At 58.5% G+C, this 20387-nt stretch carries 24 protein-coding genes; 23 read left to right on the forward strand and 1 reads right to left on the reverse strand.

What is annotated here, in order from left to right; all coding sequences use genetic code 11:
* The first annotated feature begins 246 nt into the window (after positions 1-246).
* Genes rpsP through rplS form a run of 4 tightly spaced genes read left to right on the forward strand, consistent with a single transcriptional unit; the run spans position 247 to position 2191 of the window.
* Positions 247-498, forward strand: coding sequence for a 30S ribosomal protein S16 (gene rpsP / locus AC30D7_RS10255; RefSeq protein ID WP_003198088.1), 252 nt, complete (start codon positions 247-249; stop codon positions 496-498).
* Positions 499-503: 5 nt separating this feature from the next.
* Positions 504-1040 (forward strand): ribosome maturation factor RimM, encoded by a 537-nt coding sequence (gene rimM, locus AC30D7_RS10260; RefSeq protein WP_019581061.1) that lies wholly within the window; start codon positions 504-506, stop codon positions 1038-1040.
* Positions 1022-1795 carry a tRNA (guanosine(37)-N1)-methyltransferase TrmD gene (gene trmD / locus AC30D7_RS10265; RefSeq protein WP_172901170.1) on the forward strand — a complete coding sequence of 258 codons (774 nt, stop codon included), beginning with the start codon at positions 1022-1024 and terminating at the stop codon, positions 1793-1795. Before rimM ends, trmD begins: the two co-directional genes overlap by 19 nt.
* A 45-nt stretch (positions 1796-1840) precedes the next feature.
* Positions 1841-2191, forward strand: coding sequence for a 50S ribosomal protein L19 (rplS, locus tag AC30D7_RS10270; protein ID WP_003175895.1), 351 nt, complete (start codon positions 1841-1843; stop codon positions 2189-2191).
* Between the two features lie 398 nt (positions 2192-2589).
* Here rplS and suhB read toward each other — a convergent pair whose 3' ends face one another.
* Positions 2590-3408, reverse strand: a complete 819-nt coding sequence (gene suhB, locus AC30D7_RS10275; RefSeq protein ID WP_007941397.1) for a type III secretion system regulator SuhB — start codon at positions 3406-3408, stop codon at positions 2590-2592.
* A gap of 146 nt (positions 3409-3554) precedes the next feature.
* Between suhB and trmJ the strand changes: the two genes are divergently transcribed.
* The 19 genes from trmJ (at position 3555) to der (ending at position 20238) form a co-directional block, all read left to right on the forward strand.
* Positions 3555-4325, forward strand: a complete 771-nt coding sequence (gene trmJ / locus AC30D7_RS10280; protein ID WP_018927071.1) for a tRNA (cytosine(32)/uridine(32)-2'-O)-methyltransferase TrmJ — start codon at positions 3555-3557, stop codon at positions 4323-4325.
* A gap of 2 nt (positions 4326-4327) precedes the next feature.
* Complete coding sequence (gene cysE, locus AC30D7_RS10285; protein ID WP_490133961.1) at positions 4328-5104, forward strand: serine O-acetyltransferase; 777 nt, start codon at positions 4328-4330, stop codon at positions 5102-5104.
* Positions 5105-5288: 184 nt separating this feature from the next.
* On the forward strand, positions 5289-5780 hold the full coding sequence (gene iscR / locus AC30D7_RS10290) for a Fe-S cluster assembly transcriptional regulator IscR (RefSeq protein WP_003227911.1): 492 nt from the start codon (positions 5289-5291) through the stop codon (positions 5778-5780).
* 50 nt (positions 5781-5830) lie between these two features.
* Positions 5831-7045: an IscS subfamily cysteine desulfurase gene (locus AC30D7_RS10295; RefSeq protein ID WP_490133962.1), complete on the forward strand. Its 1215-nt coding sequence runs from the start codon at positions 5831-5833 to the stop codon at positions 7043-7045.
* 85 nt (positions 7046-7130) lie between these two features.
* Positions 7131-7517 (forward strand): Fe-S cluster assembly scaffold IscU, encoded by a 387-nt coding sequence (iscU, locus tag AC30D7_RS10300; protein WP_003443374.1) that lies wholly within the window; start codon positions 7131-7133, stop codon positions 7515-7517.
* Positions 7518-7551: 34 nt separating this feature from the next.
* A complete protein-coding gene (gene iscA, locus AC30D7_RS10305; RefSeq protein WP_007903589.1) occupies positions 7552-7875 on the forward strand; it encodes an iron-sulfur cluster assembly protein IscA in 324 nt (107 codons plus the stop codon).
* Between the two features lie 8 nt (positions 7876-7883).
* A complete protein-coding gene (gene hscB / locus AC30D7_RS10310) occupies positions 7884-8405 on the forward strand; it encodes a co-chaperone HscB (protein ID WP_490133971.1) in 522 nt (173 codons plus the stop codon).
* A gap of 51 nt (positions 8406-8456) precedes the next feature.
* Positions 8457-10319, forward strand: coding sequence for a Fe-S protein assembly chaperone HscA (gene hscA / locus AC30D7_RS10315; RefSeq protein ID WP_490133963.1), 1863 nt, complete (start codon positions 8457-8459; stop codon positions 10317-10319).
* 3 nt (positions 10320-10322) lie between these two features.
* Complete coding sequence (gene fdx / locus AC30D7_RS10320) at positions 10323-10664, forward strand: ISC system 2Fe-2S type ferredoxin (protein ID WP_018927066.1); 342 nt, start codon at positions 10323-10325, stop codon at positions 10662-10664.
* Between the two features lie 14 nt (positions 10665-10678).
* Entirely contained in the window at positions 10679-10879 is a 201-nt protein-coding gene (gene iscX / locus AC30D7_RS10325) for a Fe-S cluster assembly protein IscX (protein ID WP_490133964.1), read from the forward strand.
* Positions 10880-10971: 92 nt separating this feature from the next.
* The gene (gene ndk / locus AC30D7_RS10330; RefSeq protein WP_305425344.1) at positions 10972-11397 is read left to right on the forward strand and encodes a nucleoside-diphosphate kinase; all 426 of its coding nucleotides are present in this window, start codon (positions 10972-10974) and stop codon (positions 11395-11397) included.
* Between the two features lie 28 nt (positions 11398-11425).
* On the forward strand, positions 11426-12574 hold the full coding sequence (gene rlmN, locus AC30D7_RS10335) for a dual-specificity RNA methyltransferase RlmN (RefSeq protein WP_007941385.1): 1149 nt from the start codon (positions 11426-11428) through the stop codon (positions 12572-12574).
* 12 nt (positions 12575-12586) lie between these two features.
* Positions 12587-13345 (forward strand): type IV pilus biogenesis/stability protein PilW, encoded by a 759-nt coding sequence (gene pilW, locus AC30D7_RS10340; RefSeq protein ID WP_305410062.1) that lies wholly within the window; start codon positions 12587-12589, stop codon positions 13343-13345.
* Positions 13345-14364, forward strand: coding sequence for a RodZ domain-containing protein (locus AC30D7_RS10345; protein ID WP_490133965.1), 1020 nt, complete (start codon positions 13345-13347; stop codon positions 14362-14364). Before pilW ends, AC30D7_RS10345 begins: the two co-directional genes overlap by 1 nt.
* A 3-nt stretch (positions 14365-14367) precedes the next feature.
* On the forward strand, positions 14368-15477 hold the full coding sequence (ispG, locus tag AC30D7_RS10350) for a flavodoxin-dependent (E)-4-hydroxy-3-methylbut-2-enyl-diphosphate synthase (RefSeq protein ID WP_003185136.1): 1110 nt from the start codon (positions 14368-14370) through the stop codon (positions 15475-15477).
* Positions 15478-15514: 37 nt separating this feature from the next.
* Positions 15515-16804: a histidine--tRNA ligase gene (hisS, locus tag AC30D7_RS10355; RefSeq protein ID WP_490133966.1), complete on the forward strand. Its 1290-nt coding sequence runs from the start codon at positions 15515-15517 to the stop codon at positions 16802-16804.
* Positions 16805-16844: 40 nt separating this feature from the next.
* Positions 16845-17486, forward strand: a complete 642-nt coding sequence (locus tag AC30D7_RS10360) for a tetratricopeptide repeat protein (protein ID WP_018927061.1) — start codon at positions 16845-16847, stop codon at positions 17484-17486.
* On the forward strand, positions 17479-18630 hold the full coding sequence (gene bamB / locus AC30D7_RS10365) for an outer membrane protein assembly factor BamB (protein ID WP_019581056.1): 1152 nt from the start codon (positions 17479-17481) through the stop codon (positions 18628-18630). The genes AC30D7_RS10360 and bamB overlap by 8 nt, the downstream gene beginning before the upstream one ends.
* A 135-nt stretch (positions 18631-18765) precedes the next feature.
* On the forward strand, positions 18766-20238 hold the full coding sequence (der, locus tag AC30D7_RS10370) for a ribosome biogenesis GTPase Der (RefSeq protein WP_018927059.1): 1473 nt from the start codon (positions 18766-18768) through the stop codon (positions 20236-20238).
* Positions 20239-20387: the final 149 nt, after the last annotated feature.

Raw genomic sequence — 20387 nt, forward strand, 5'->3', positions numbered from 1 at the left:
TTCGCGCAGGAGCTTGCTCCTGCGCCGACCCACACGGACGTGGGATCTCCAGCAAACCCGCACTTGGCGGGAGCTGACTGGCCATCTTCAACGATGGCTCTATAGCAAATCTGGATGGCACGCCGATAGGCGCCGGAAAAAGACATTTGCAAAAGTCCGGATATTCCTTAGAATATGCGGCCTTTCGGGCACCTATGCCCGCTGTGCATTTAGATTTGCAGCACCGACTACAGGAACGATGTTCACATGCTAACAATCCGTCTTGCCCTTGGCGGCTCCAAAAAGCGCCCGTTTTATCACTTGACCGTAACCGACAGCCGCAACCCGCGTGACGGTTCGCACAAGGAACAGGTTGGTTTCTTCAACCCTGTTGCTCGTGGTCAAGAAGTTCGTCTGTCCGTGAACCAAGAGCGCGTAGCCTACTGGCTGAGCGTTGGTGCACAGCCTTCTGAGCGCGTTGCTCAGTTGTTGAAGGAATCTGCTAAGGCTGCGGCCTGAGCAATATGAACGCGACGCCAGCTGTTGCTGATGATTTGATCGTTATCGGCAAGATTTATTCTGTTCACGGCGTTCGCGGCGAAGTGAAGGTGTATTCCTTTACTGATCCGATTAAAAACCTGTTGGACTACAAAACCTGGACGCTCAGGCGCGAAGGCAACGTAAAACAGGTCGAGCTGGTCAGCGGACGCGGGAACGACAAGTTCCTGGTCGCAAAGCTCAAGGGTCTTGATGATCGTGAAGAAGCTCGTCTTCTGGCTGGTTATGAGATCTGCGTGCCGCGCAACCTGTTCCCTGAATTGACCGATGGCGAGTACTACTGGTACCAGCTGGAAGGTCTGAAGGTCATCGATACTCACGGGCAATTGTTCGGGAAAATCGATCATCTTCTGGAAACCGGCGCCAATGATGTAATGGTGGTCAAGCCTTGCGCTGGCAGCCTGGATGATCGTGAACGCCTGTTGCCGTATACCGAGCAATGCGTGTTGGCCGTCGATCTGGCAGCGGGCGAGATGAAGGTGGAATGGGATGCGGACTTCTAAACGTGGCTAACCTGCGCGTAGAAGTGATCAGTTTGTTTCCCGAGATGTTCTCCGCCATCAGCGAGTACGGCATCACCAGTCGGGCGGTGAAACAGGGGTTGTTGCAGCTTACCTGTTGGAATCCGCGAGACTACACGACGGATCGACATCACACTGTGGATGATCGCCCATTTGGCGGTGGTCCGGGCATGGTGATGAAGATCAAGCCCCTGGAAGATGCTCTGGTTCAGGCCAAGGCAGCAGCCGGGGAGGCGGCGAAGGTGATTTACCTGTCCCCCCAAGGCCGTCAACTGACTCAGTCGGCGGTGCGCGAGTTGGCGAATCTGGATGCATTGATCTTGATTGCCGGCCGCTATGAAGGCATTGACGAGCGTTTTATTGATGCTCATGTCGATGAAGAGTGGTCGATTGGCGACTATGTACTGTCTGGCGGCGAGCTGCCGGCGATGGTCCTGATCGATGCGGTTACACGACTGCTGCCTGGAGCTTTAGGGCATGCGGACTCCGCTGAGGAAGATTCCTTTACGGATGGTTTGCTGGATTGCCCGCACTACACCCGACCGGAGGTGTATGCGGATCAGCGTGTTCCCGACGTATTGCTAAGTGGCAATCACGCGCACATCCGGCGTTGGCGTTTACAGCAGTCCCTTGGTCGGACCTATGAACGACGCGCCGATCTTCTGGAAAGCCGCTCGCTTTCTGGAGAAGAGAAGAAGCTGCTCGAGGAATACATCCGCGAGCGGGACGATAGTTAACAACGTATCGATGGTAGATCCGACGATTTACCTTAGGAGCACAGCATGACTAACAAAATCATCCTTGCACTCGAAGCAGAGCAGATGACTAAAGAGATCCCTACCTTTGCCCCGGGCGACACCATTGTCGTTCAGGTGAAAGTGAAGGAAGGTGATCGTTCGCGTCTGCAAGCGTTCGAAGGCGTAGTTATCGCCAAGCGTAACCGCGGCGTAAACAGTGCTTTCACCGTTCGTAAAATCTCCAACGGTGTTGGCGTAGAGCGTACTTTCCAGACCTACAGCCCGCAAATCGACAGCATGGCTGTCAAGCGTCGCGGTGATGTACGTAAGGCCAAGCTGTACTACCTGCGTGACCTGTCCGGTAAAGCAGCTCGCATCAAGGAAAAACTGGCTTAAGTCCAGCTTCCGATGCCGAAAAGCTGGCCTGCTCAGGTTGGCTTTTCAAGAAAATGCCCCGTATCGAAAGATGCGGGGCATTTTTCGTTATGGCTGCATATATAAAAAACTGCGGCGCTCTTTCTGTAGCTGCTGCCGAAGGCTGCGTCTGGCCGTAGCAGCTGTCGAGCTCCGGCGAGGCTGCGTCCGGCTGCGAAGCAGTCGTGAATCCGGCTAATGCGGTCTGTCTGGCGTGCCGTAATCTCTGATTATGCGACTGCTGCGTCCGAACGCAGGCTTCGCCAGCTGCTACGGATTGCGTTACGGCTTAACTTGGTCGTATTAGTCGCACAAAAGAAAACGCCCCGAACCAGTCGGGGCGTTTGCTTTAAGTGCTGCGGCTTTTTGAGCTTGGGAGCTTAGCGCTTCAGTGAAGCTGGCAGGTGCGGCTGGATCGCTGTCAGTACTGCCTTGAAGCACTTGGTGTTGCCGGCAACGACGTGACCTTTCTCCAGGAAGTCGTGACCGCCGGTGAAGTCGCTCACCAAGCCGCCGGCTTCCTGGATCAGCAGGGCGCCTGCAGCCATGTCCCACTCGGACAGGCCTGACTCCCAGAAGGCGTCGAAGCGGCCGGCGGCCACGTAGGCCAGGTCGAGGCTTGCCGAGCCGGCGCGGCGGATGCCGGCGGTCTGGCCAACCAGGGCGCGGAACATGCCCAGGTAGTTGTCGAGGTTGTCCATCTGGTCGTCACGGAACGGGAAGCCGGTACCCAGCAGGGCGCCGTCCAGGCTGGTACGGCCGCTAACGCGCAGGCGACGACCGTTCAGTTGAGCGCCGCGACCACGGCTGGCGGTGAATTCTTCCTGGCGAACCGGGTCCAGAACAACAGCGTGTTCCAGGCGGCCGCGGTATTTGCAGGCGATGCTGACAGCGAAGTGAGGAATGCCGCGCAGGAAGTTGGTGGTGCCGTCCAGTGGGTCGATGATCCACAGGTATTCTTCGCCTTCGATGCCGGTGCCGGCGTGCAGGCCGGTTTCTTCACCCATGATCGAGTGATTCGGGTAGGCCTTGCGCAGTGCGTCGATGATTTTCTGTTCGGCGGCGCGATCCACCTCGGATACGTAATCCTTGGCGTCTTTTTCGTCGACCTTGATGGTATCCAGGCGCTCGATGGAGCGGAAGATCAATTCACTGGCGCTGCGGGCGGCGCGCAGCGCGATATTCAGCATGGGCTGCATGGATGTGTCACCTAAGGTTGTTAAAGAAAGCCGGGCATTCTATCAGAAAGTTTCTACAGGAGAAGGTCGACGTTCGCTTTCATGGCTTAACGGTAGGAGGAGCTGTAAGATTCGGCTCCCCCATTCAATGTTCGAGAGCGCCTCCCTTGCTGCAAAACATTCGTGTCGTCCTGGTCAATACCAGTCATCCCGGAAATATCGGCGGTGCTGCGCGTGCCATGAAGAACATGGGCCTGTCGCGACTGGTGCTGGTCGAGCCGCGGTTGTTCCCGCACCACGAGGCCGATGCGCGTGCGTCCGGCGCCGGGGACATCCTTGAAAACGCGCAAGTCGTCGCCACCTTGGAAGATGCCTTGGTCGGCTGCAATCTGGTGCTGGGTACCAGTGCCCGTGATCGTCGCATCCCCTGGCCGTTACTCGATCCCCGTGAGTGCGGTGCAAGGGTGGTCGAGGAAGCGGGGCAGGGTGCCGAGATCGCATTGGTGTTTGGCCGTGAAGATTCCGGCCTGACCAACGAAGAGCTGCAGCGATGTCATTATCACGTGCACATTCCATCAGACCCCGAATTCAGTTCGCTGAACCTCGGGGCGGCGGTGCAGGTGTTGAGCTATGAAGTGCGCATGTCCTGGCTGGCGGCCCAAGGTCAGCCGAGCAAGGTCGAGAAGGAAGAAGTGGCGTCCACCAAGAGTGGTGAGCTGGCGACCATGGATGAGCTGGAGCGATTCTATGAGCACCTGGAGCAAACCCTGGTGGCCATCGAATTCCTTGACCCGGAAAAACCACGGCACTTGATGGCGCGCCTGCGCCGGTTGTACGGACGCAGCTCGGTCAGCCGGGCGGAAATGAATATATTGCGTGGCATCCTCACGGAAACCCAGAAAGCGGCCCGTGGCGAGCTTCTAAAGCGGAAGGATTAATGATGTTCGAGCGTTTGCGTGAAGATATCCAAAGTGTTTTTCATCGTGACCCGGCGGCGCGTAATGCTTTTGAAGTCCTGACCTGCTATCCGGGCATGCATGCCATCTGGATCCATCGTCTGTCGTCGCTGCTGTGGCGCGCAGAGCTGAAATGGCTGGCGCGGCTGGTGTCGAACTTCGGTCGCTGGTTGACCGGGATCGAGATTCATCCGGGGGCCAAGGTCGGTCGTCGCTTCTTTATCGACCATGGTATGGGTATCGTTATTGGCGAGACTGCCGAGATCGGCAACGACGTCACCCTTTATCAGGGTGTGACCCTCGGTGGCACCAGCTGGAACAAGGGCAAGCGTCACCCGACCCTGGAAGACGGCGTGGTGGTTGGCGCCGGCGCCAAGGTGCTCGGTCCATTCACTGTCGGCGCCGGAGCCAAGGTGGGTTCCAATGCCGTGGTCACCAAGGCGGTTCCGCCGGGTGCGACGGTGGTGGGGATTCCGGGGCGGATTATCGTCAAGTCCGACGATGAGCAGGATGCCAAGCGCAAGGCCATGGCCGAGAAGATCGGTTTCGATGCCTACGGAGTCGGCGAAGACATGCCGGACCCGGTGGCGCGGGCGATCGGTCAGTTGCTCGATCACTTGCAGGCGGTCGATGGGCGTCTGGAGGGTATGTGCGGCGCGTTGAAGGATCTGGGCAGTAATTACTGTGCCAAGGATCTGCCTGAGCTGCGCGAAGAAGACTTTGCTTGTGTGAAGGGCAAGGACGAAAGCAAGGCCGGCTGATTCATTGCAGGGTCGCATTCAGGCATTTGCACCGCGCTGTGTGGTGTGCCATTGCGCTGCAGACCCTGCTATGATGCGCGCGCTCTTTTGCGGGTAAACCTGAGTAAAGCACTAGGTCTTATAGTTGACTTAAATACTCGGGAATTGCATACTCGCCCCATTCCGAACTCCGTGGTAATTGTCCATGCGACTGACTACAAAAGGCCGATACGCCGTGACCGCCATGCTTGACCTGGCGTTGCACGCGCAGCACGGGCCGGTGTCCCTGGCCGATATCTCCGAGCGCCAAGGCATCTCCCTGTCCTACCTCGAGCAGCTTTTCGCCAAATTGCGCCGTAGCAATCTGGTATCCAGTGTTCGCGGTCCGGGCGGCGGTTACCAACTGTCCCGCGACATGCAGGGCATCCAGGTCGCCCAGGTGATCGATGCGGTAAACGAATCGGTCGATGCAACCAAATGCCAGGGGCAGGGTGATTGCCATTCAGGCGACACCTGTCTGACCCACCACTTGTGGTGCGATCTGAGCCTGCAGATTCACGAATTTCTGAGCGGTATCAGCTTGGCTGACCTTGTAACTCGCCGTGAGGTGCAAGAAGTAGCCCAGCGTCAGGACCAGCGCCGTTGCAACAGCAAGGCGCCACGCCTGGACAAGATTGAAGCGTCCGCCGTCGAATGACAGCCAAAGAGCTAGCGGCACGCCAGCCAGCCTGATTTAGGAGATAGTCCATGAAATTGCCGATTTACCTTGATTACTCTGCGACCACCCCGGTTGATCCGCGTGTCGCGCAAAAGATGAGTGAATGCCTGCTGGTCGACGGAAACTTCGGTAACCCGGCGTCCCGTTCCCACGTGTTCGGCTGGAAAGCCGAAGAGTCCGTCGAGAACGCTCGTCGTCAGGTCGCTGACCTGGTTAACGCCGACCCGCGTGAAATCGTCTGGACCTCCGGTGCCACCGAGTCCGACAACCTGGCAATCAAGGGTGCGGCGCATTTCTACGCCACCAAAGGCAAACACCTGATCACTACCAAGATTGAGCACAAGGCTGTCCTCGACACCATGCGCCAACTGGAGCGTGAAGGTTTCGAAGTGACCTATCTCGATCCTCGTGAAGATGGCCTGGTTACTCCGGAAATGGTTGAAGCTGCCCTGCGTGACGACACCATTCTGGTATCGGTCATGCACGTGAACAACGAAATCGGCACCATCAACGACATCGCTGCCATCGGTGAGCTGACCCGCTCCCGCGGCATCCTGTTCCATGTCGACGCCGCTCAGTCCACTGGCAAAGTCGAGATCGACTTGCAGAAGCTGAAAGTCGACCTGATGTCGTTCTCTGCCCACAAAACCTACGGTCCTAAAGGCATCGGCGCGCTGTACGTCAGCCGCAAGCCGCGTGTTCGCATTGAAGCGACCATGCACGGTGGCGGTCACGAGCGTGGCATGCGTTCCGGCACCCTGGCGACTCACCAGATCGTTGGCATGGGCGAAGCGTTCCGTGTGGCCAAGGAAGACATGGCTGCCGAGAATGCACGCATCAAAGCGTTGAGCGACCGTTTCTTCAAGCAGGTCGAAGACCTGGAAGAGCTGTACGTCAACGGCAGCATGACCGCTCGCGTACCGCACAACCTGAACCTGAGCTTCAACTACGTCGAAGGCGAGTCGCTGATCATGGCGCTCAAGGATCTGGCGGTTTCGTCCGGTTCGGCCTGCACCTCGGCATCGCTTGAGCCTTCGTACGTGCTGCGCGCCCTGGGCCGCAACGACGAACTGGCACACAGCTCGATTCGCTTTACCTTCGGCCGTTTCACTACCGAAGAAGAAATCGACTACGCCGCGCAGAAGGTTTGCGAGGCTGTCACCAAGCTGCGCGCTCTGTCGCCGCTGTGGGACATGTACAAAGACGGCGTCGACATTTCGAAAATCGAGTGGGCGGCACACTGATATTCAAGTCGCCGCAACCGGGCCCTGCGAATCCACGATTGGCAGGGTTTCAAGAGCGACTCCTGATGAGTGAGGATTAAGAATCATGGCTTACAGCGAAAAGGTCATCGACCACTACGAGAACCCGCGCAACGTTGGCAAGATGGACGCGGAAGACCCGGATGTCGGCACCGGCATGGTCGGCGCACCAGCGTGCGGCGACGTAATGCGTCTGCAAATCAAGGTCAACGAACAAGGCATCATCGAAGACGCCAAGTTCAAGACCTACGGTTGCGGTTCGGCTATCGCCTCCAGCTCCCTGGCAACCGAGTGGATGAAAGGCAAGACTCTGGATGAAGCAGAGACCATCAAGAACACTCAACTGGCCGAAGAACTGGCACTGCCGCCAGTAAAAATTCACTGCTCCGTACTCGCTGAAGACGCTATCAAAGCGGCCGTTCGCGATTACAAGCAGAAGAAAGGCTTGATCTGACTTTCAAGATTTGGCGACGAGTAAGGAGTCACCGATGGCTATCAGCATGACAGAAGCGGCTGCTCAACACGTGCGACGCTCCCTCAACGGGCGCGGCAAAGGTGAGGGGATTCGCCTGGGTGTCCGTACCACAGGCTGTTCCGGCCTTGCCTACGTGCTGGAGTTTGTCGACGAGGTGGTTGCAGAGGATCAAGTGTTCGAAAGTCACGGCGAGAAAGTGATCATCGACCCGAAAAGCCTGGCCTACCTGGACGGCACCGAGCTTGATTTCGTCAAGGAAGGGTTGAACGAAGGCTTCAAGTTCAACAACCCCAACGTACGCGGTGAGTGTGGCTGCGGCGAAAGCTTCAACATCTGAGGCTGCTCGTGGGTACTCCTTGTCATTTCGCTTTATTTGAGCTGCAACCGAGTTTCAATCTGGATCTCGATCAGCTGGCTACGCGCTACCGAGAGTTGGCGCGCAGCGTTCATCCGGACCGTTTTGCGGATGCTTCCGAGCGCGAGCAGCGGCTGGCGCTAGAGCAATCCGCGAGCCTCAACGAGGCCTACCAGACGCTCAAAAGCCCTCCCAAACGCGCGCGATACTTGCTCGCGTTGAGTGGTGGCGAGTTGCCGCTGGAGGTCACGGTGCATGATCCGGAATTTCTTCTGCAGCAGATGGAATTGCGTGAAGAGCTCGAGGATCTGCAGGACAGCGCCGACATGGCGGGTATCGCCACGTTCAAGCGCCGCCTCAAGGCCGCTCAGGATGAACTGAACCAAAGCTTCGCAGCTTGCTGGAATGATGCGGCGCAACGCGAACGGGCCGAACGCCTGATGCGGCGCATGCAGTTCCTCGACAAGCTCACCTACGAAGTGCGCCAATTAGAAGAGCGCCTCGACGATTAACCCAGTGCCGCTCCGGTCGCACGCCTGATATACAGATAAGTCCTGATCACGATGGCCCTACTGCAGATCGCCGAACCCGGCCAAAGTCCTCAACCGCACCAGCGTCGTCTGGCTGTGGGGATCGACTTGGGCACTACCAATTCGCTGGTCGCTGCATTGCGCAGTGGTCTTTCCGAGCCTCTGGCTGACGCGCAAGGGCGGGTTATCCTGCCGTCTGCCGTGCGCTATCACGCCGATCGCGTCGAAGTCGGCGATTCGGCCAAGCTGGCTGCCGCTACCGATCCTCTGAACACTGTGCTGTCGGTCAAGCGCTTGATGGGACGTGGTTTGTCCGACGTCAAGCAATTGGGCGATCAGCTGCCGTACCGTTTTGTCGACGGCGAGTCGCACATGCCGTTCATCGACACGGTGCAAGGTCCGAAAAGCCCGGTCGAAGTCTCCGCCGATATCCTCAAGGTGCTGCGTCAGCGCGCCGAAGCGACCTTGGGTGGCGAACTGGTCGGGGCAGTGATCACCGTTCCAGCCTATTTCGATGATGCTCAGCGTCAAGCCACCAAGGATGCTGCAAAACTGGCCGGCCTGAACGTGCTGCGCTTGCTCAATGAACCGACCGCTGCTGCGGTGGCTTACGGTCTGGATCAACAGGCTGAAGGCCTGGTTGCCATTTACGACCTGGGCGGCGGCACCTTTGATATTTCGATTCTGCGTCTGACCGGCGGTGTGTTCGAAGTGCTGGCTACCGGCGGCGACAGCGCGTTGGGTGGCGATGACTTCGATCACGCCATTGCTGGCTGGATCATCGAGAGCGCCGGTCTGTCGGCCGACCTCGATCCGGGCGAGCAACGCAATCTGTTGCAAGCCGCGTGTGCGGCCAAAGAAGCTCTGACCAGCGTCTCGTCCGTCGAAGTCGCGTATGGCGACTGGAAGGCGGGGCTGACCCGTGAAGCGTTCAATGCGCTGATCGAGCCGATGGTTGCTCGCAGCCTGAAAGCCTGTCGTCGTGCGGTGCGTGATTCTGGCGTTGAGCTGGAAGACGTTCATGCGGTGGTCATGGTCGGCGGCTCGACTCGCGTACCGCGCGTTCGCGAAGCCGTTGCGCAAGCCTTCGGTCGTGAACCGCTGACCGAAATCGACCCGGACCAAGTCGTGGCCATCGGTGCCGCGATCCAGGCCGATACTCTGGCTGGCAATAAGCGTGACGGCGGCGAACTGCTGTTGCTCGACGTGATTCCGTTGTCCCTGGGGCTGGAAACCATGGGCGGACTGATGGAGAAGGTGATTCCACGCAACACCACCATCCCTGTCGCCCGGGCTCAGGACTTCACCACTTATAAAGACGGCCAGTCGGCCATGGCGATCCACGTGTTGCAGGGCGAGCGTGAGTTGATTAGCGACTGCCGCTCCCTGGCCCGTTTCGAATTGCGCGGTATTCCAGCGATGGTCGCTGGCGCGGCGAAGATTCGCGTGACCTTCCAGGTCGACGCCGACGGTCTGCTCAGTGTCTCGGCCCGCGAATTGGGTTCGGGTGTCGAAGCCAGCATTCAGGTCAAACCGTCCTATGGCCTGACCGACGGCGAAATCGCCAAAATGCTCAAGGATTCGTTCCAGCACGCCAATGACGATAAGGTCGCCCGCGTATTGCGTGAACAGCAGGTCGATGCACAGCGCCTGATCGAGGCAGTGCAGGGCGCTCTGGATGTCGACGGCGAACGCTTGCTCGACGCCGAAGAGCGCATGGTCATCGAATTGCAGATGCAGGAACTGACCGAATTGATGAAAGGCACCGATGGTTACGCCATTGAGCAGCAGACCAAGCGTCTGTCGCAGGTGACTGATGCCTTTGCTGCCCGCCGCCTGGACTCGACGGTGAAAGCCGCTCTGGCGGGGCGCAATCTGAATGAAATCGAGGAATAATTGATGCCGCAGGTCATTTTTCTGCCACACGAGAAGTTCTGCCCGGAAGGCATGGTTGTGGAGGCTGAGCCCGGCATATCCATTCTCGAACTGGCCCATGAACACCATATCGAGATGGAAAGCGCTTGTGGCGGCGTCTGCGCGTGCACCACTTGTCACTGCATCATTCGTGAGGGTTTCGACTCGCTGGAAGAGGCTGATGAGTTGGAGGAGGACTATCTTGATAAGGCCTGGGGGCTGGAAGCCCAGTCGCGTCTGGCCTGTCAGGCAAAAGTCGGGACTGAAGACCTGACCGTCGAAATTCCGAAATACTCGCTCAACCATGCCGCCGAAGCGCCGCACTGATTCAAGGAGCTTTCATGAGCCTGAAATGGGTTGATGTGCTGGAAATCGCGATCCAGCTGGCTGAGTCAAAGCCGGATGTAGACCCGCGTTACGTGAACTTCGTCGATCTGCACCGGTGGGTGCTGGCATTGCCGGAGTTCAGTGATGATCCGGCCCGCGGTGGCGAGAAGGTGCTTGAAGCCATTCAGGCCGCCTGGATCGAAGAAGCAGACTGAGTCTGCACCGTACGCAGTTAGGCAATACCAAAGAACCCGCGTATAATTCGCGGGTTTAATTTTTCGCAAATTACCGTTTCTGGAGTTACACCATGGCTGTTCAACGTACTTTCTCCATCATCAAGCCTGACGCCGTTGCTAAAAACGTGATCGGCAAGATCGTTTCCCGTTTCGAAGACGCTGGCCTGCGCGTTGTAGCTTCGAAAATGAAGCAACTGTCCAAAGCCGAAGCTGAAGGCTTCTACGCTGAGCACAGCGCTCGTGGCTTCTTCAACGACCTGGTTGCTTTCATGATTTCCGGTCCGGTTGTCGTTCAGGTTCTGGAAGGCGAAAACGCTATCGCTCTGAACCGTGAGCTGATGGGCGCTACCAACCCTAAAGAAGCTGCTGCCGGCACCATCCGCGCTGACTTCGCTGATTCCATCGACGCCAACGCTGTACACGGTTCGGACTCCGAAGCCGCTGCTGCTCGCGAAATCTCGTACTTCTTCGCAGCTACTGAAGTAACCACTCGCTAAGCATTGGCTTAAGAGTGAAGGTGAATCCATGACTACATCGACTGTAAAAACCAACCTGCTGGGTCTGACTCAACAGGAAATGGAAAAATTCTTCGACTCAATCGGGGAGAAGCGTTTCCGTGCCGGTCAGGTAATGAAATGGATTCACCACTTTGGTGTCGATGATTTCGACGCCATGACGAACGTCAGCAAGGCATTGCGCGAAAAGCTCAAGGCTGTTGCTGAAATTCGTGGTCCGGAAGTGGTCAGCGAGGACATCTCCAGCGACGGCACCCGTAAGTGGGTGGTGCGCGTGGCGTCCGGCAGCTGCGTCGAGACCGTTTACATTCCCCAGGGCAAACGCGGCACCTTGTGCGTTTCGTCCCAGGCAGGCTGTGCCCTGGACTGCAGTTTCTGCTCCACCGGCAAGCAAGGTTTCAATAGCAACCTCACCGCAGCCGAAGTCATCGGCCAGGTGTGGATTGCCAACAAATCCTTTGGCAGCGTCCCGGCAACCGTCGACCGTGCCATCACCAACGTGGTGATGATGGGCATGGGTGAGCCGCTGCTGAACTTCGACAACGTCGTGGCCGCCATGCATCTGATGATGGATGACCTGGGCTATGGCATCTCCAAGCGCCGCGTAACCCTGTCGACTTCGGGTGTGGTGCCAATGATCGATGAGCTGTCCAAGCACATCGATGTTTCCCTGGCGTTGTCCCTGCACGCACCGAATGACGCATTGCGTAACCAATTGGTGCCGATCAACAAGAAGTATCCGCTTAAGATGCTGCTGGAATCGTGTCAGCGCTACATGTCGTCCCTGGGCGAAAAGCGCGTACTGACCATCGAGTACACCTTGCTCAAGGACATCAACGACAAGGTCGAACACGCGGTCGAAATGATCGAGTTGCTCAAGAATGTTCCGTGCAAGATCAACCTGATTCCGTTCAACCCGTTCCCGCACTCCGGTTACGAGCGTCCGAGCAACAATGCGATTCGCCGTTTCCAGGATCAGCTTCACCATGCAGGCTTCAACGTCACCGTGCGTACCACCCGCGGTGAAGACATCGATGCCGCGTGTGGCCAGTTGGTAGGGCAGGTGCTGGATCGCACCCGTCGCAGCGAACGTTATATCGCCGTGCGTGAGTTGAGCGCCGACAACGATATGCCGCAAAACGCTGCGAACAATAATTAAGAGAGGATCTCTATGTCCCTGCGCTTCGCGCTGCTTGTGCTGTTGGCCAGCCTGTGTGCTGGTTGTGTCCTGTCGGGCGATTTCAACCCGATGAAGACCAGCAAGGGCCGTGACGAAGCGCGTGCCGCCTACGTGCAGTTGGGTCTGGGATACTTGCAGCAGGGCATGACCGAGCGCGCCAAAGTGCCGTTGAAAAAGGCGTTGGAGCTGGATGACTCGGATGCTGACGCCAACGCGGCTCTGGGGCTGGTGTTCCAGGCCGAGATGGAGCCGGAACTGGCCGATCAGCATTTTCGCAAGGCGCTCTCTTCTCGTCCCGCCGATGCGCGAATCCTGAACAACTACGGCAGTTTTCTGTTCGAAGAAAAACGTTACAAAGAGGCGTACGAGCGCTTTGAACAGGCCGCCGCCGATACCCTGTATCCTGAGCGTTCGCGGGTTTTCGAGAACCTCGGCATGACCGCTTCAAAGCTGGGTCAGCGAGACCTGGCCCGCCAGCAACTGGAAAAGGCCCTGCGTTTGAACCGCCAACAGCCACGTGCCTTGCTGGAAATGGCTGAGTTGTCATTCGAAGACAGGCATTATGTGCCCGCGCGTGACTATTACGATCGTTTTAGCCTGCTCACCGAGCAAAATGCACGTAGTCTATTGCTCGGCGTTCGGCTGGCAAAAGTGTTTGAAGATCGCGACAAGGCCGCCAGTTTTGGCCTGCAATTAAAACGACTCTATCCCGGTACGCCGGAATATCAGCAATACCTGTCGGAGCAATGATGAAAGCGGCGCATCCCGAAGTTGTAGCAGCGAATCGCGTTAACCCCGGTGAGACTTTGCGCCAGGCCCGCGAAAGCAATGGCTGGTCGCTGGCCGAAGTGGCCCTCAAGCTCAACCTCACCGTCAATTCCCTGAGTAATCTGGAAGCCGGCGCTTTTGACAAGCTGCCTGGCCACACCTTTGCTCGTGGCTATATTCGCGCGTACGCCAAATTGCTGGGCATGGACCAGGCTGTTCTGGTTCAGCAGTTCGACCAATCCACCGGCACCGACTCCCAGGGCAGCAACGTCCATAGCCTGGGGCGTATTGAAGAACCTGTTCGGGTTTCCCACACTATTTTGCGAATTGTCAGCCTGCTGTTGCTGATCGCCGTGATTGGCGGTGGCTTCGTCTGGTGGCAGGATCAAACCTCATTGCGCACCAAAGACCTGGTCAGCCTGGCTCCGGAACACGTCGAAGTCGAAGGCGCCGATGGCACCACCCAGATCCATCCGCTGGACGAGCCGGAAGATCAGGCGGTTGCGCAAGGTGAGTCTGAAGGTGAAACGCCTCTGGCGTTGCCGCAGGCTGAGGAGCCTGCCAACGCCGAAGCAAGTGCGCCGGCGCCAACACCCGCTCTAGCAGCCCCGGTAGCAACACCTGCGGCTCCGGCCCACAATACTGCTCCGGTTGTCGCGACACCGGCAGCGCCAGTTGTTGCCGCTGTACCGGCAGCGGTTGCGACGGCTCCGATTGCGCCGGCCGTTGCAGCTGCTCTTCCAGCAGCTCCGGTTGCAGGCCAGGGCCAGGTACAACTGCAATTCACCGCCGATTGCTGGACTCAAGTGACCGATGGCACCGGCAAGGTGCTGTTGAGTGGTCTCAAGCGTAAAGGCGATAGTGTTTCCGTCAGCGGCAAGCCGCCCTTTGCCGTGCGTCTGGGCTTCGCCCGTGGCGCGCAGGTCAGCTACAACGGGCAGGTGGTTGATGTCGCTCCGTTCACCAGTGGCGAGACTGCTCGCCTGAAGTTGGGTCAATAAGTCATGCACGGCGAATCTCCAATCAAGCGTCGCGAATCCCGGAAAATCTGGGTCGGTAACGTGCCTGTTGGCGGCGATGCGCCCATCGCTGTGCAGAGCATGACCAACAGCGACACCAATGACGTGGCCGCTACCGTGGCCCAGATCAATCGTCTGGAAGCTGCTGGCGTCGATATCGTTCGGGTTTCGGTGCCGGACATGGACGCCGCCGAAGCTTTCGGCAAGATCAAACAGCTGGTCAAAGTGCCGTTGGTGGCCGACATCCACTTCGACTACAGGATCGCTCTGCGCGTAGCCGAACTGGGCGTCGATTGCCTGCGCATCAACCCGGGCAACATCGGTCGTGAAGACCGCGTACGTGCGGTGGTCGATGCCGCCCGTGATCGCGGGATTCCAATCCGTATCGGCGTGAACGCCGGTTCCCTGGAAAAAGACCTGCAAAAGAAATATGGCGAGCCGACTCCGGCCGCGCTGGTCGAGTCCGCCCTGCGTCACGTCGAACACCTCGAACGCCTGAATTTCCAGGACTTCAAGGTCAGCGTAAAAGCCTCCGACGTGTTCATGGCCGTTGAAGCCTACCGCTTGCTGGCCAAGGAAATCGTCCAGCCGTTGCACCTGGGCATCACCGAAGCCGGTGGTTTGCGTTCAGGCACAGTGAAATCCGCCGTGGGCCTCGGTATGCTGCTCGCCGAAGGGATTGGCGATACTATTCGCATCTCGTTGGCGGCCGACCCGGTCGAGGAAGTGAAAGTCGGCTACGACATTCTCAAATCCCTGCACCTGCGTTCCCGTGGCATCAACTTCATCGCCTGCCCGAGTTGCTCGCGGCAGAACTTCGATGTGGTCAAAACCATGAACGAGCTGGAAGGGCGCCTCGAAGACTTGCTGGTGCCGCTGGATGTCGCGGTAATCGGTTGCGTGGTCAACGGGCCGGGCGAAGCCAAGGAAGCCCATATCGGCTTGACCGGCGGCACGCCAAACCTGATTTACATCGACGGCAAGCCGTCGCAGAAACTGACGAATGACAATCTGGTGGATGAGCTTGAACGCTTGATCCGCCAGAAAGCGGCCGAAAAGGTCGAAGCCGACGCGGCTGTAATCGCTCGCGGCTGAGCCTGACTAAAGAGCCGAACGAATTTAAGGATTTAAAGTGAGCAAGTCTCTGCAAGCCATTCGTGGCATGAACGACATCCTGCCCGAACAGACTCCCCTGTGGCGTCATTTCGAGGGCACCGTTTCGCGTTTGCTGGATAACTACGGTTACAAGCAGATCCGCATGCCGATCGTCGAGTTCACCGAGCTGTTCAAGCGCTCCATCGGTGAAGTGACCGACATCGTCGAAAAAGAGATGTACACCTTCGAAGACCGCAACGGCGATTCCCTGACCCTGCGCCCTGAAGGCACAGCGGCCTGCGTGCGTGCGGTGCTCGAACACGGTATTACCGGCGGCGGCCAGGTGCAGAAGCTCTGGTACATCGGCCCGATGTTCCGCCACGAACGTCCGCAGAAAGGCCGTTATCGCCAGTTCCACCAGATTGGTTGTGAAGTCTTCAACCTCGACGGTCCGGACATCGACGCCGAGCTGATCGTGCTGACCTGGCGCCTGTGGGGCGAGCTGGGTATCCGCGATGCGGTCAAGCTCGAACTCAACAGCCTGGGCACTGCCGAATCCCGTGGTCTTTATCGCGAAGCACTGGTCGAGTACCTGACCGCTCGCCTGGATCAACTGGACGAAGACAGCCAGCGCCGTCTGAAGACCAACCCGCTGCGGGTCCTGGATACCAAGAACGCCGACACTCAAGCGGTGCTGGCCGACGCGCCGAAAATGGCCGACTACCTCGACGAAGAATCCCGCGTGCACTTCGAGGGCCTCAAGGCTCGTCTGGACGCCGCCGGCATTCCTTATGTGATCAACCCGAAGCTGGTTCGCGGGCTGGATTACTACAGCAAGACCGTATTCGAATGGGTCACCGACCAATTGGGCGCCCAGGGCACGGTATGTGCCGGTGGTCGTTACGACGGTCTGGTGGAGCAGATGGGCGGCAAGCCGACCCCGGGCGTCGGTTTCGCCATGGGCATCGAGCGTCTGGTGCTGCTGCTGGAAACCCTGGAGCAGATCCCCGAAGAGATCTCCCGTCAGGTCGACGTCTATCTCTGCGCCTTCGGTGAAGCCGCCGAGCTGGCCGGTCTGACCCTGAGCGAGCGTGTTCGTGATCAACTGCCCAACCTGCGCCTGCAAGTCAATGCCGGGGGCGGCAGCTTCAAAAGCCAGTTCAAGAAAGCCGACAAGAGCGGTGCGCTGTACGCATTGATCCTCGGTGACGACGAAATGGCCCAGCAAGTGGTAGGTTTCAAACCCCTGCGTGGCCAGGGCGAACAACAAAGCATTGCCTGGGATGCGCTTGCTGCACACCTGGCCACCTGCGTCGTGCAGGGTTGAAGCTGTCAAACAGCCGATTTAGCGATTAAGGAGTATTGGGGTGTCGAGTACCGAAGACGAACATGTGGCGGAGTTGAAGGAGTGGTGGACACGCAACGGCAAGCCCCTGGTTACTGGCGGTCTGTTGGCGTTGGTCATCGTGTTCGGCTGGCAGGCCTTTCAGAAGTATCAGAGCAATCAGTCGCAAGGCGCCTCGATTCTCTACCAGCAATTGCTGGAAACCACGCTGACGCCTGACGGCAAGCCTGATGCTGCACGTGTTTCGGATCTGGCCGGCAAGCTCAACAGCGAGTTCGGCGGCACTGCCTACGCGCAATACGGCAGCCTGTTCGTGGCGAAAGTCGCGGTCGACAGCGGCAAGCTGGACGACGCTGCCAGCGAACTGAAAGCCATTGTCGACAAACCGGCCAACCCGGCACTCGGTGAAATCGCCCGTCAGCGCCTGGCGCAGGTGCTGGCCGCGCAGAACAAGGTCGATGAAGCCCTGAAACTGCTCGAAGGCGATGCCGATAAGGCCTTCCTGGCCACTCGCGAAGAACTCAAGGGTGACCTGCTGGTGCAACTGGGTCGTACCGACGAAGCGAACGCTGCGTATCAAAAAGCCAAGGCGGCACTGTCGGATGAAGCAGCGGTCGGTGGCCTACAAATCAAGCTGGACGACCTGGCCAAAGGGGATGCGTGACGTGATCCGTTGGAAACATGCAGCATTGCTGGCTCTGGCCATTCTGGCCGCGGGTTGCAGCAGCAACAGCAAAAAAGAGTTGCCACCGGCCGAGCTGACCGACTTCAAAGAAGAAGTGGTTCTGCACAAGCAGTGGAGTCGTTCGATCGGTAACGGTCAGGGCGAAACCTACAACATGCTGGTTCCGGCGATCGATGGCGATACCATCTATGCCGCCGACGTCACCGGTGTGGTGATGGCGATGGATCGCAGCAATGGCGACGTCAAGTGGAAGAAAGATCTCGAGCTGCCTGTCTCCGGCGCCGTTGGCGTGGGTTACGGTCTGGTCATGATCGGCACGCTCAAGGGTGAAATCGTTGCCCTGGATGCCAGCAGCGGTGAAGAGAAATGGCGCGCTCGCGTGACCAGCGAAGTTCTCGCACCACCGGCCACCAACGGTGACGTTGTTGTGGTTCAGACCCAGGATGACCGTCTGATCGGTCTGGATGCCTCCACCGGCAACCAGCGCTGGTTGTACGACAGCACGCCAGCGGTCCTGACCCTGCGCGGCACCAGCGCACCGATCGTCACCAACCGCCTCGCGGTGGCTGGCCTGTCGACCGGTAAAGTGGTTGCTCTTGATGTGTCCAACGGCGTGCCGGTTTGGGAACAGCGTGTAGCGATTCCACAAGGTCGTTCGGAGCTGGAGCGTGTGGTCGATATCGACGGTGGCTTGCTGCTGTCCGGCGGTACACTGTATGTCGCCAGCTACCAGGGGCGCGTCGCGGCACTGGACCTGGAAAGCGGTCGTCAGCTCTGGCAGCGTGATGCTTCCAGTTATGCCGGCGTCGCCCAGGGTTTTGGCAGCGTCTACGTGAGCCTGTCTTCGGGCACTGTTGAAGGCGTCGACGAGCGTTCCACCACTGCGTTGTGGAGCAACGATTCGCTGGCCCGCCGTCAACTGTCGGCTCCGGAAGTGTTCTCCAGCTACGTTGCAGTCGGTGACCTGGAAGGTTACCTGCACCTGCTGAGTCAGGTGGACGGTCGTTTCGTCGGCCGCGAGCGCATCGACAGCGACGGCCTGCGTGCCCGTCCGCTGGTGGTGGGTGACACGATTTATGTGTATGGCAACAGCGGCAAACTGGAAGCCCTGACCATCAAGTAAAGACTATGCTTGGGGTTTAACCCCCAAGCGGCCTTGTTCTGCAAGGCTCGCAGCGCTTTCAAGCGCTGCCCCGAGCACCAGCCGCTGCCTCGCAGCGGCTTTTGTATTTTCTGAAATAACGAAGTGGAGAGCCGCATGGTTCCCGTAATCGCCCTGGTGGGCCGACCGAACGTCGGCAAGTCCACCTTGTTCAACCGCCTGACCAGGACTCGCGACGCCATTGTCGGCGACTTGTCCGGTCTGACCCGTGATCGCCAATACGGTGAGGCCAAGTGGCAAGGGCGTTCCTACATTCTGGTCGACACTGGTGGTATCTCCGGTGACGAGCACGGTATGGACGAAAAAATGGCCGAGCAGTCGCTGCTGGCCATTGAAGAAGCGGATGTCGTTCTGTTCCTGGTAGATGCCAAGGCCGGTTTTACCGCCGCCGACCAGATGATCGCCGAGCACTTGCGCAAGCGTAATAAGCGTTCCTATGTGGTCGCCAACAAGGTCGACAACATCGACCCTGAAATGGCCCGCGCCGAATTCGCCCCGTTGGGCATGGGCCACGCGATCCCGATCGCCGGTGCCCATGGTCGTGGCATCACCCAGATGCTGGAAATCGCCCTGAGCGACTTCCCGAAAGACGAAGAAGAACCGCAAGAAGGCGAAGAGGAAGAGATCGTTGCCGAAGGTGAGGAAGCCAAGCGCATTCCTGGCCCAAGCGAAAAAGACGGTATCAAGATCGCCATCATTGGCCGTCCGAACGTCGGCAAGTCGACTCTGGTCAATCGCATGCTCGGTGAAGACCGGGTGATCGTGTATGACCAGCCCGGTACTACCCGCGACAGTATCTACATCCCGTTCGAGCGTAACGACGAGAAGTACACGCTGATCGACACCGCCGGTGTGCGCAAGCGCGGCAAGATCCACGAAGAAGTCGAAAAGTTCTCCGTGGTCAAAACCCTGCAGGCGATCAAAGACGCCAACGTGGTGATCTTCGTGATGGACGCCCGCGAAGGCGTGGTGGACCACGACCTCAACCTGCTGGGCTTTGCCCTTGAAGCCGGTCGTGCGCTGGTGATCGCGATCAACAAGTGGGACGGCATGACGCCGAGCGAGCGCGATTTCGTGAAGGTCGAGCTGCAACGTCGACTGTTCTTTGTCGACTTCGCCGACATCCACTTCATCTCGGCCCTGCACGGCACTGGCGTAGGTAATCTCTACGCGTCGGTACAGAACTCGTTCAAGTCCGCGGTCACCCGCTGGCCGACCAACCGCCTGACCCAGATTCTGGAAGATGCGGTCGGCGAGCACGCGCCACCGATGGTCAACAACCGCCGGATCAAGCTGCGTTATGCCCACTTGGGTGGTGCGAACCCGCCGATCATCGTGATCCACGGTAACCAGATCGAGAAGGTGCCGAAGTCTTACGTCCGTTACCTGGAAAACACTTACCGTCGTGTGCTCAAGCTGGTCGGTACGCCGATCCGCATCGAGTTCAAGGGCGGCGAGAACCCGTACGAAGGCAACAAGAACTCGCTCACCGACCGTCAGGTCAACAAGAAGCGTCGTTTGATGTCGCACCATAAGAAGGCTGACAAGAAGCGCCGCGACAAGCGCTGATTCACGACTGCCCGGCTCCTGTGGGAGCGGGCTTGCCCGCGAAGAACGATAATGCGTTCTACCTGACACACCACGGTGTGACCATCGCGGGCAAGCCACGCTCCCACAGGATCGGGTTACAGAAAGGGCGCTTTATGCGCCTTTTTTTA

Source organism: Pseudomonas sp. DF5, assembly GCF_058148225.1.

Bases quoted from the DNA above. Each gene is read 5' to 3' on its own strand.
- bamB (WP_019581056.1), top strand. From the start codon at position 17,479: ATGCGTGACGTGATCCGTTGGAAACATGCAGCATTGCTGGCTCTGGCC.
- fdx (WP_018927066.1), top strand. From the start codon at position 10,323: ATGCCGCAGGTCATTTTTCTGCCACACGAGAAGTTCTGCCCGGAAGGC.
- hscA (WP_490133963.1), top strand. From the start codon at position 8,457: ATGGCCCTACTGCAGATCGCCGAACCCGGCCAAAGTCCTCAACCGCAC.
- iscA (WP_007903589.1), top strand. From the start codon at position 7,552: ATGGCTATCAGCATGACAGAAGCGGCTGCTCAACACGTGCGACGCTCC.
- pilW (WP_305410062.1), top strand. From the start codon at position 12,587: ATGTCCCTGCGCTTCGCGCTGCTTGTGCTGTTGGCCAGCCTGTGTGCT.
- der (WP_018927059.1), top strand. From the start codon at position 18,766: ATGGTTCCCGTAATCGCCCTGGTGGGCCGACCGAACGTCGGCAAGTCC.
- AC30D7_RS10295 (WP_490133962.1), top strand. From the start codon at position 5,831: ATGAAATTGCCGATTTACCTTGATTACTCTGCGACCACCCCGGTTGAT.
- rplS (WP_003175895.1), top strand. From the start codon at position 1,841: ATGACTAACAAAATCATCCTTGCACTCGAAGCAGAGCAGATGACTAAA.
- cysE (WP_490133961.1), top strand. From the start codon at position 4,328: ATGTTCGAGCGTTTGCGTGAAGATATCCAAAGTGTTTTTCATCGTGAC.
- ndk (WP_305425344.1), top strand. From the start codon at position 10,972: ATGGCTGTTCAACGTACTTTCTCCATCATCAAGCCTGACGCCGTTGCT.
- rimM (WP_019581061.1), top strand. From the start codon at position 504: ATGAACGCGACGCCAGCTGTTGCTGATGATTTGATCGTTATCGGCAAG.
- ispG (WP_003185136.1), top strand. From the start codon at position 14,368: ATGCACGGCGAATCTCCAATCAAGCGTCGCGAATCCCGGAAAATCTGG.
- trmD (WP_172901170.1), top strand. From the start codon at position 1,022: ATGGGATGCGGACTTCTAAACGTGGCTAACCTGCGCGTAGAAGTGATC.
- iscX (WP_490133964.1), top strand. From the start codon at position 10,679: ATGAGCCTGAAATGGGTTGATGTGCTGGAAATCGCGATCCAGCTGGCT.
- AC30D7_RS10345 (WP_490133965.1), top strand. From the start codon at position 13,345: ATGAAAGCGGCGCATCCCGAAGTTGTAGCAGCGAATCGCGTTAACCCC.
- iscU (WP_003443374.1), top strand. From the start codon at position 7,131: ATGGCTTACAGCGAAAAGGTCATCGACCACTACGAGAACCCGCGCAAC.
- iscR (WP_003227911.1), top strand. From the start codon at position 5,289: ATGCGACTGACTACAAAAGGCCGATACGCCGTGACCGCCATGCTTGAC.
- rpsP (WP_003198088.1), top strand. From the start codon at position 247: ATGCTAACAATCCGTCTTGCCCTTGGCGGCTCCAAAAAGCGCCCGTTT.
- suhB (WP_007941397.1), bottom strand. From the start codon at position 3,408: ATGCAGCCCATGCTGAATATCGCGCTGCGCGCCGCCCGCAGCGCCAGT.
- rlmN (WP_007941385.1), top strand. From the start codon at position 11,426: ATGACTACATCGACTGTAAAAACCAACCTGCTGGGTCTGACTCAACAG.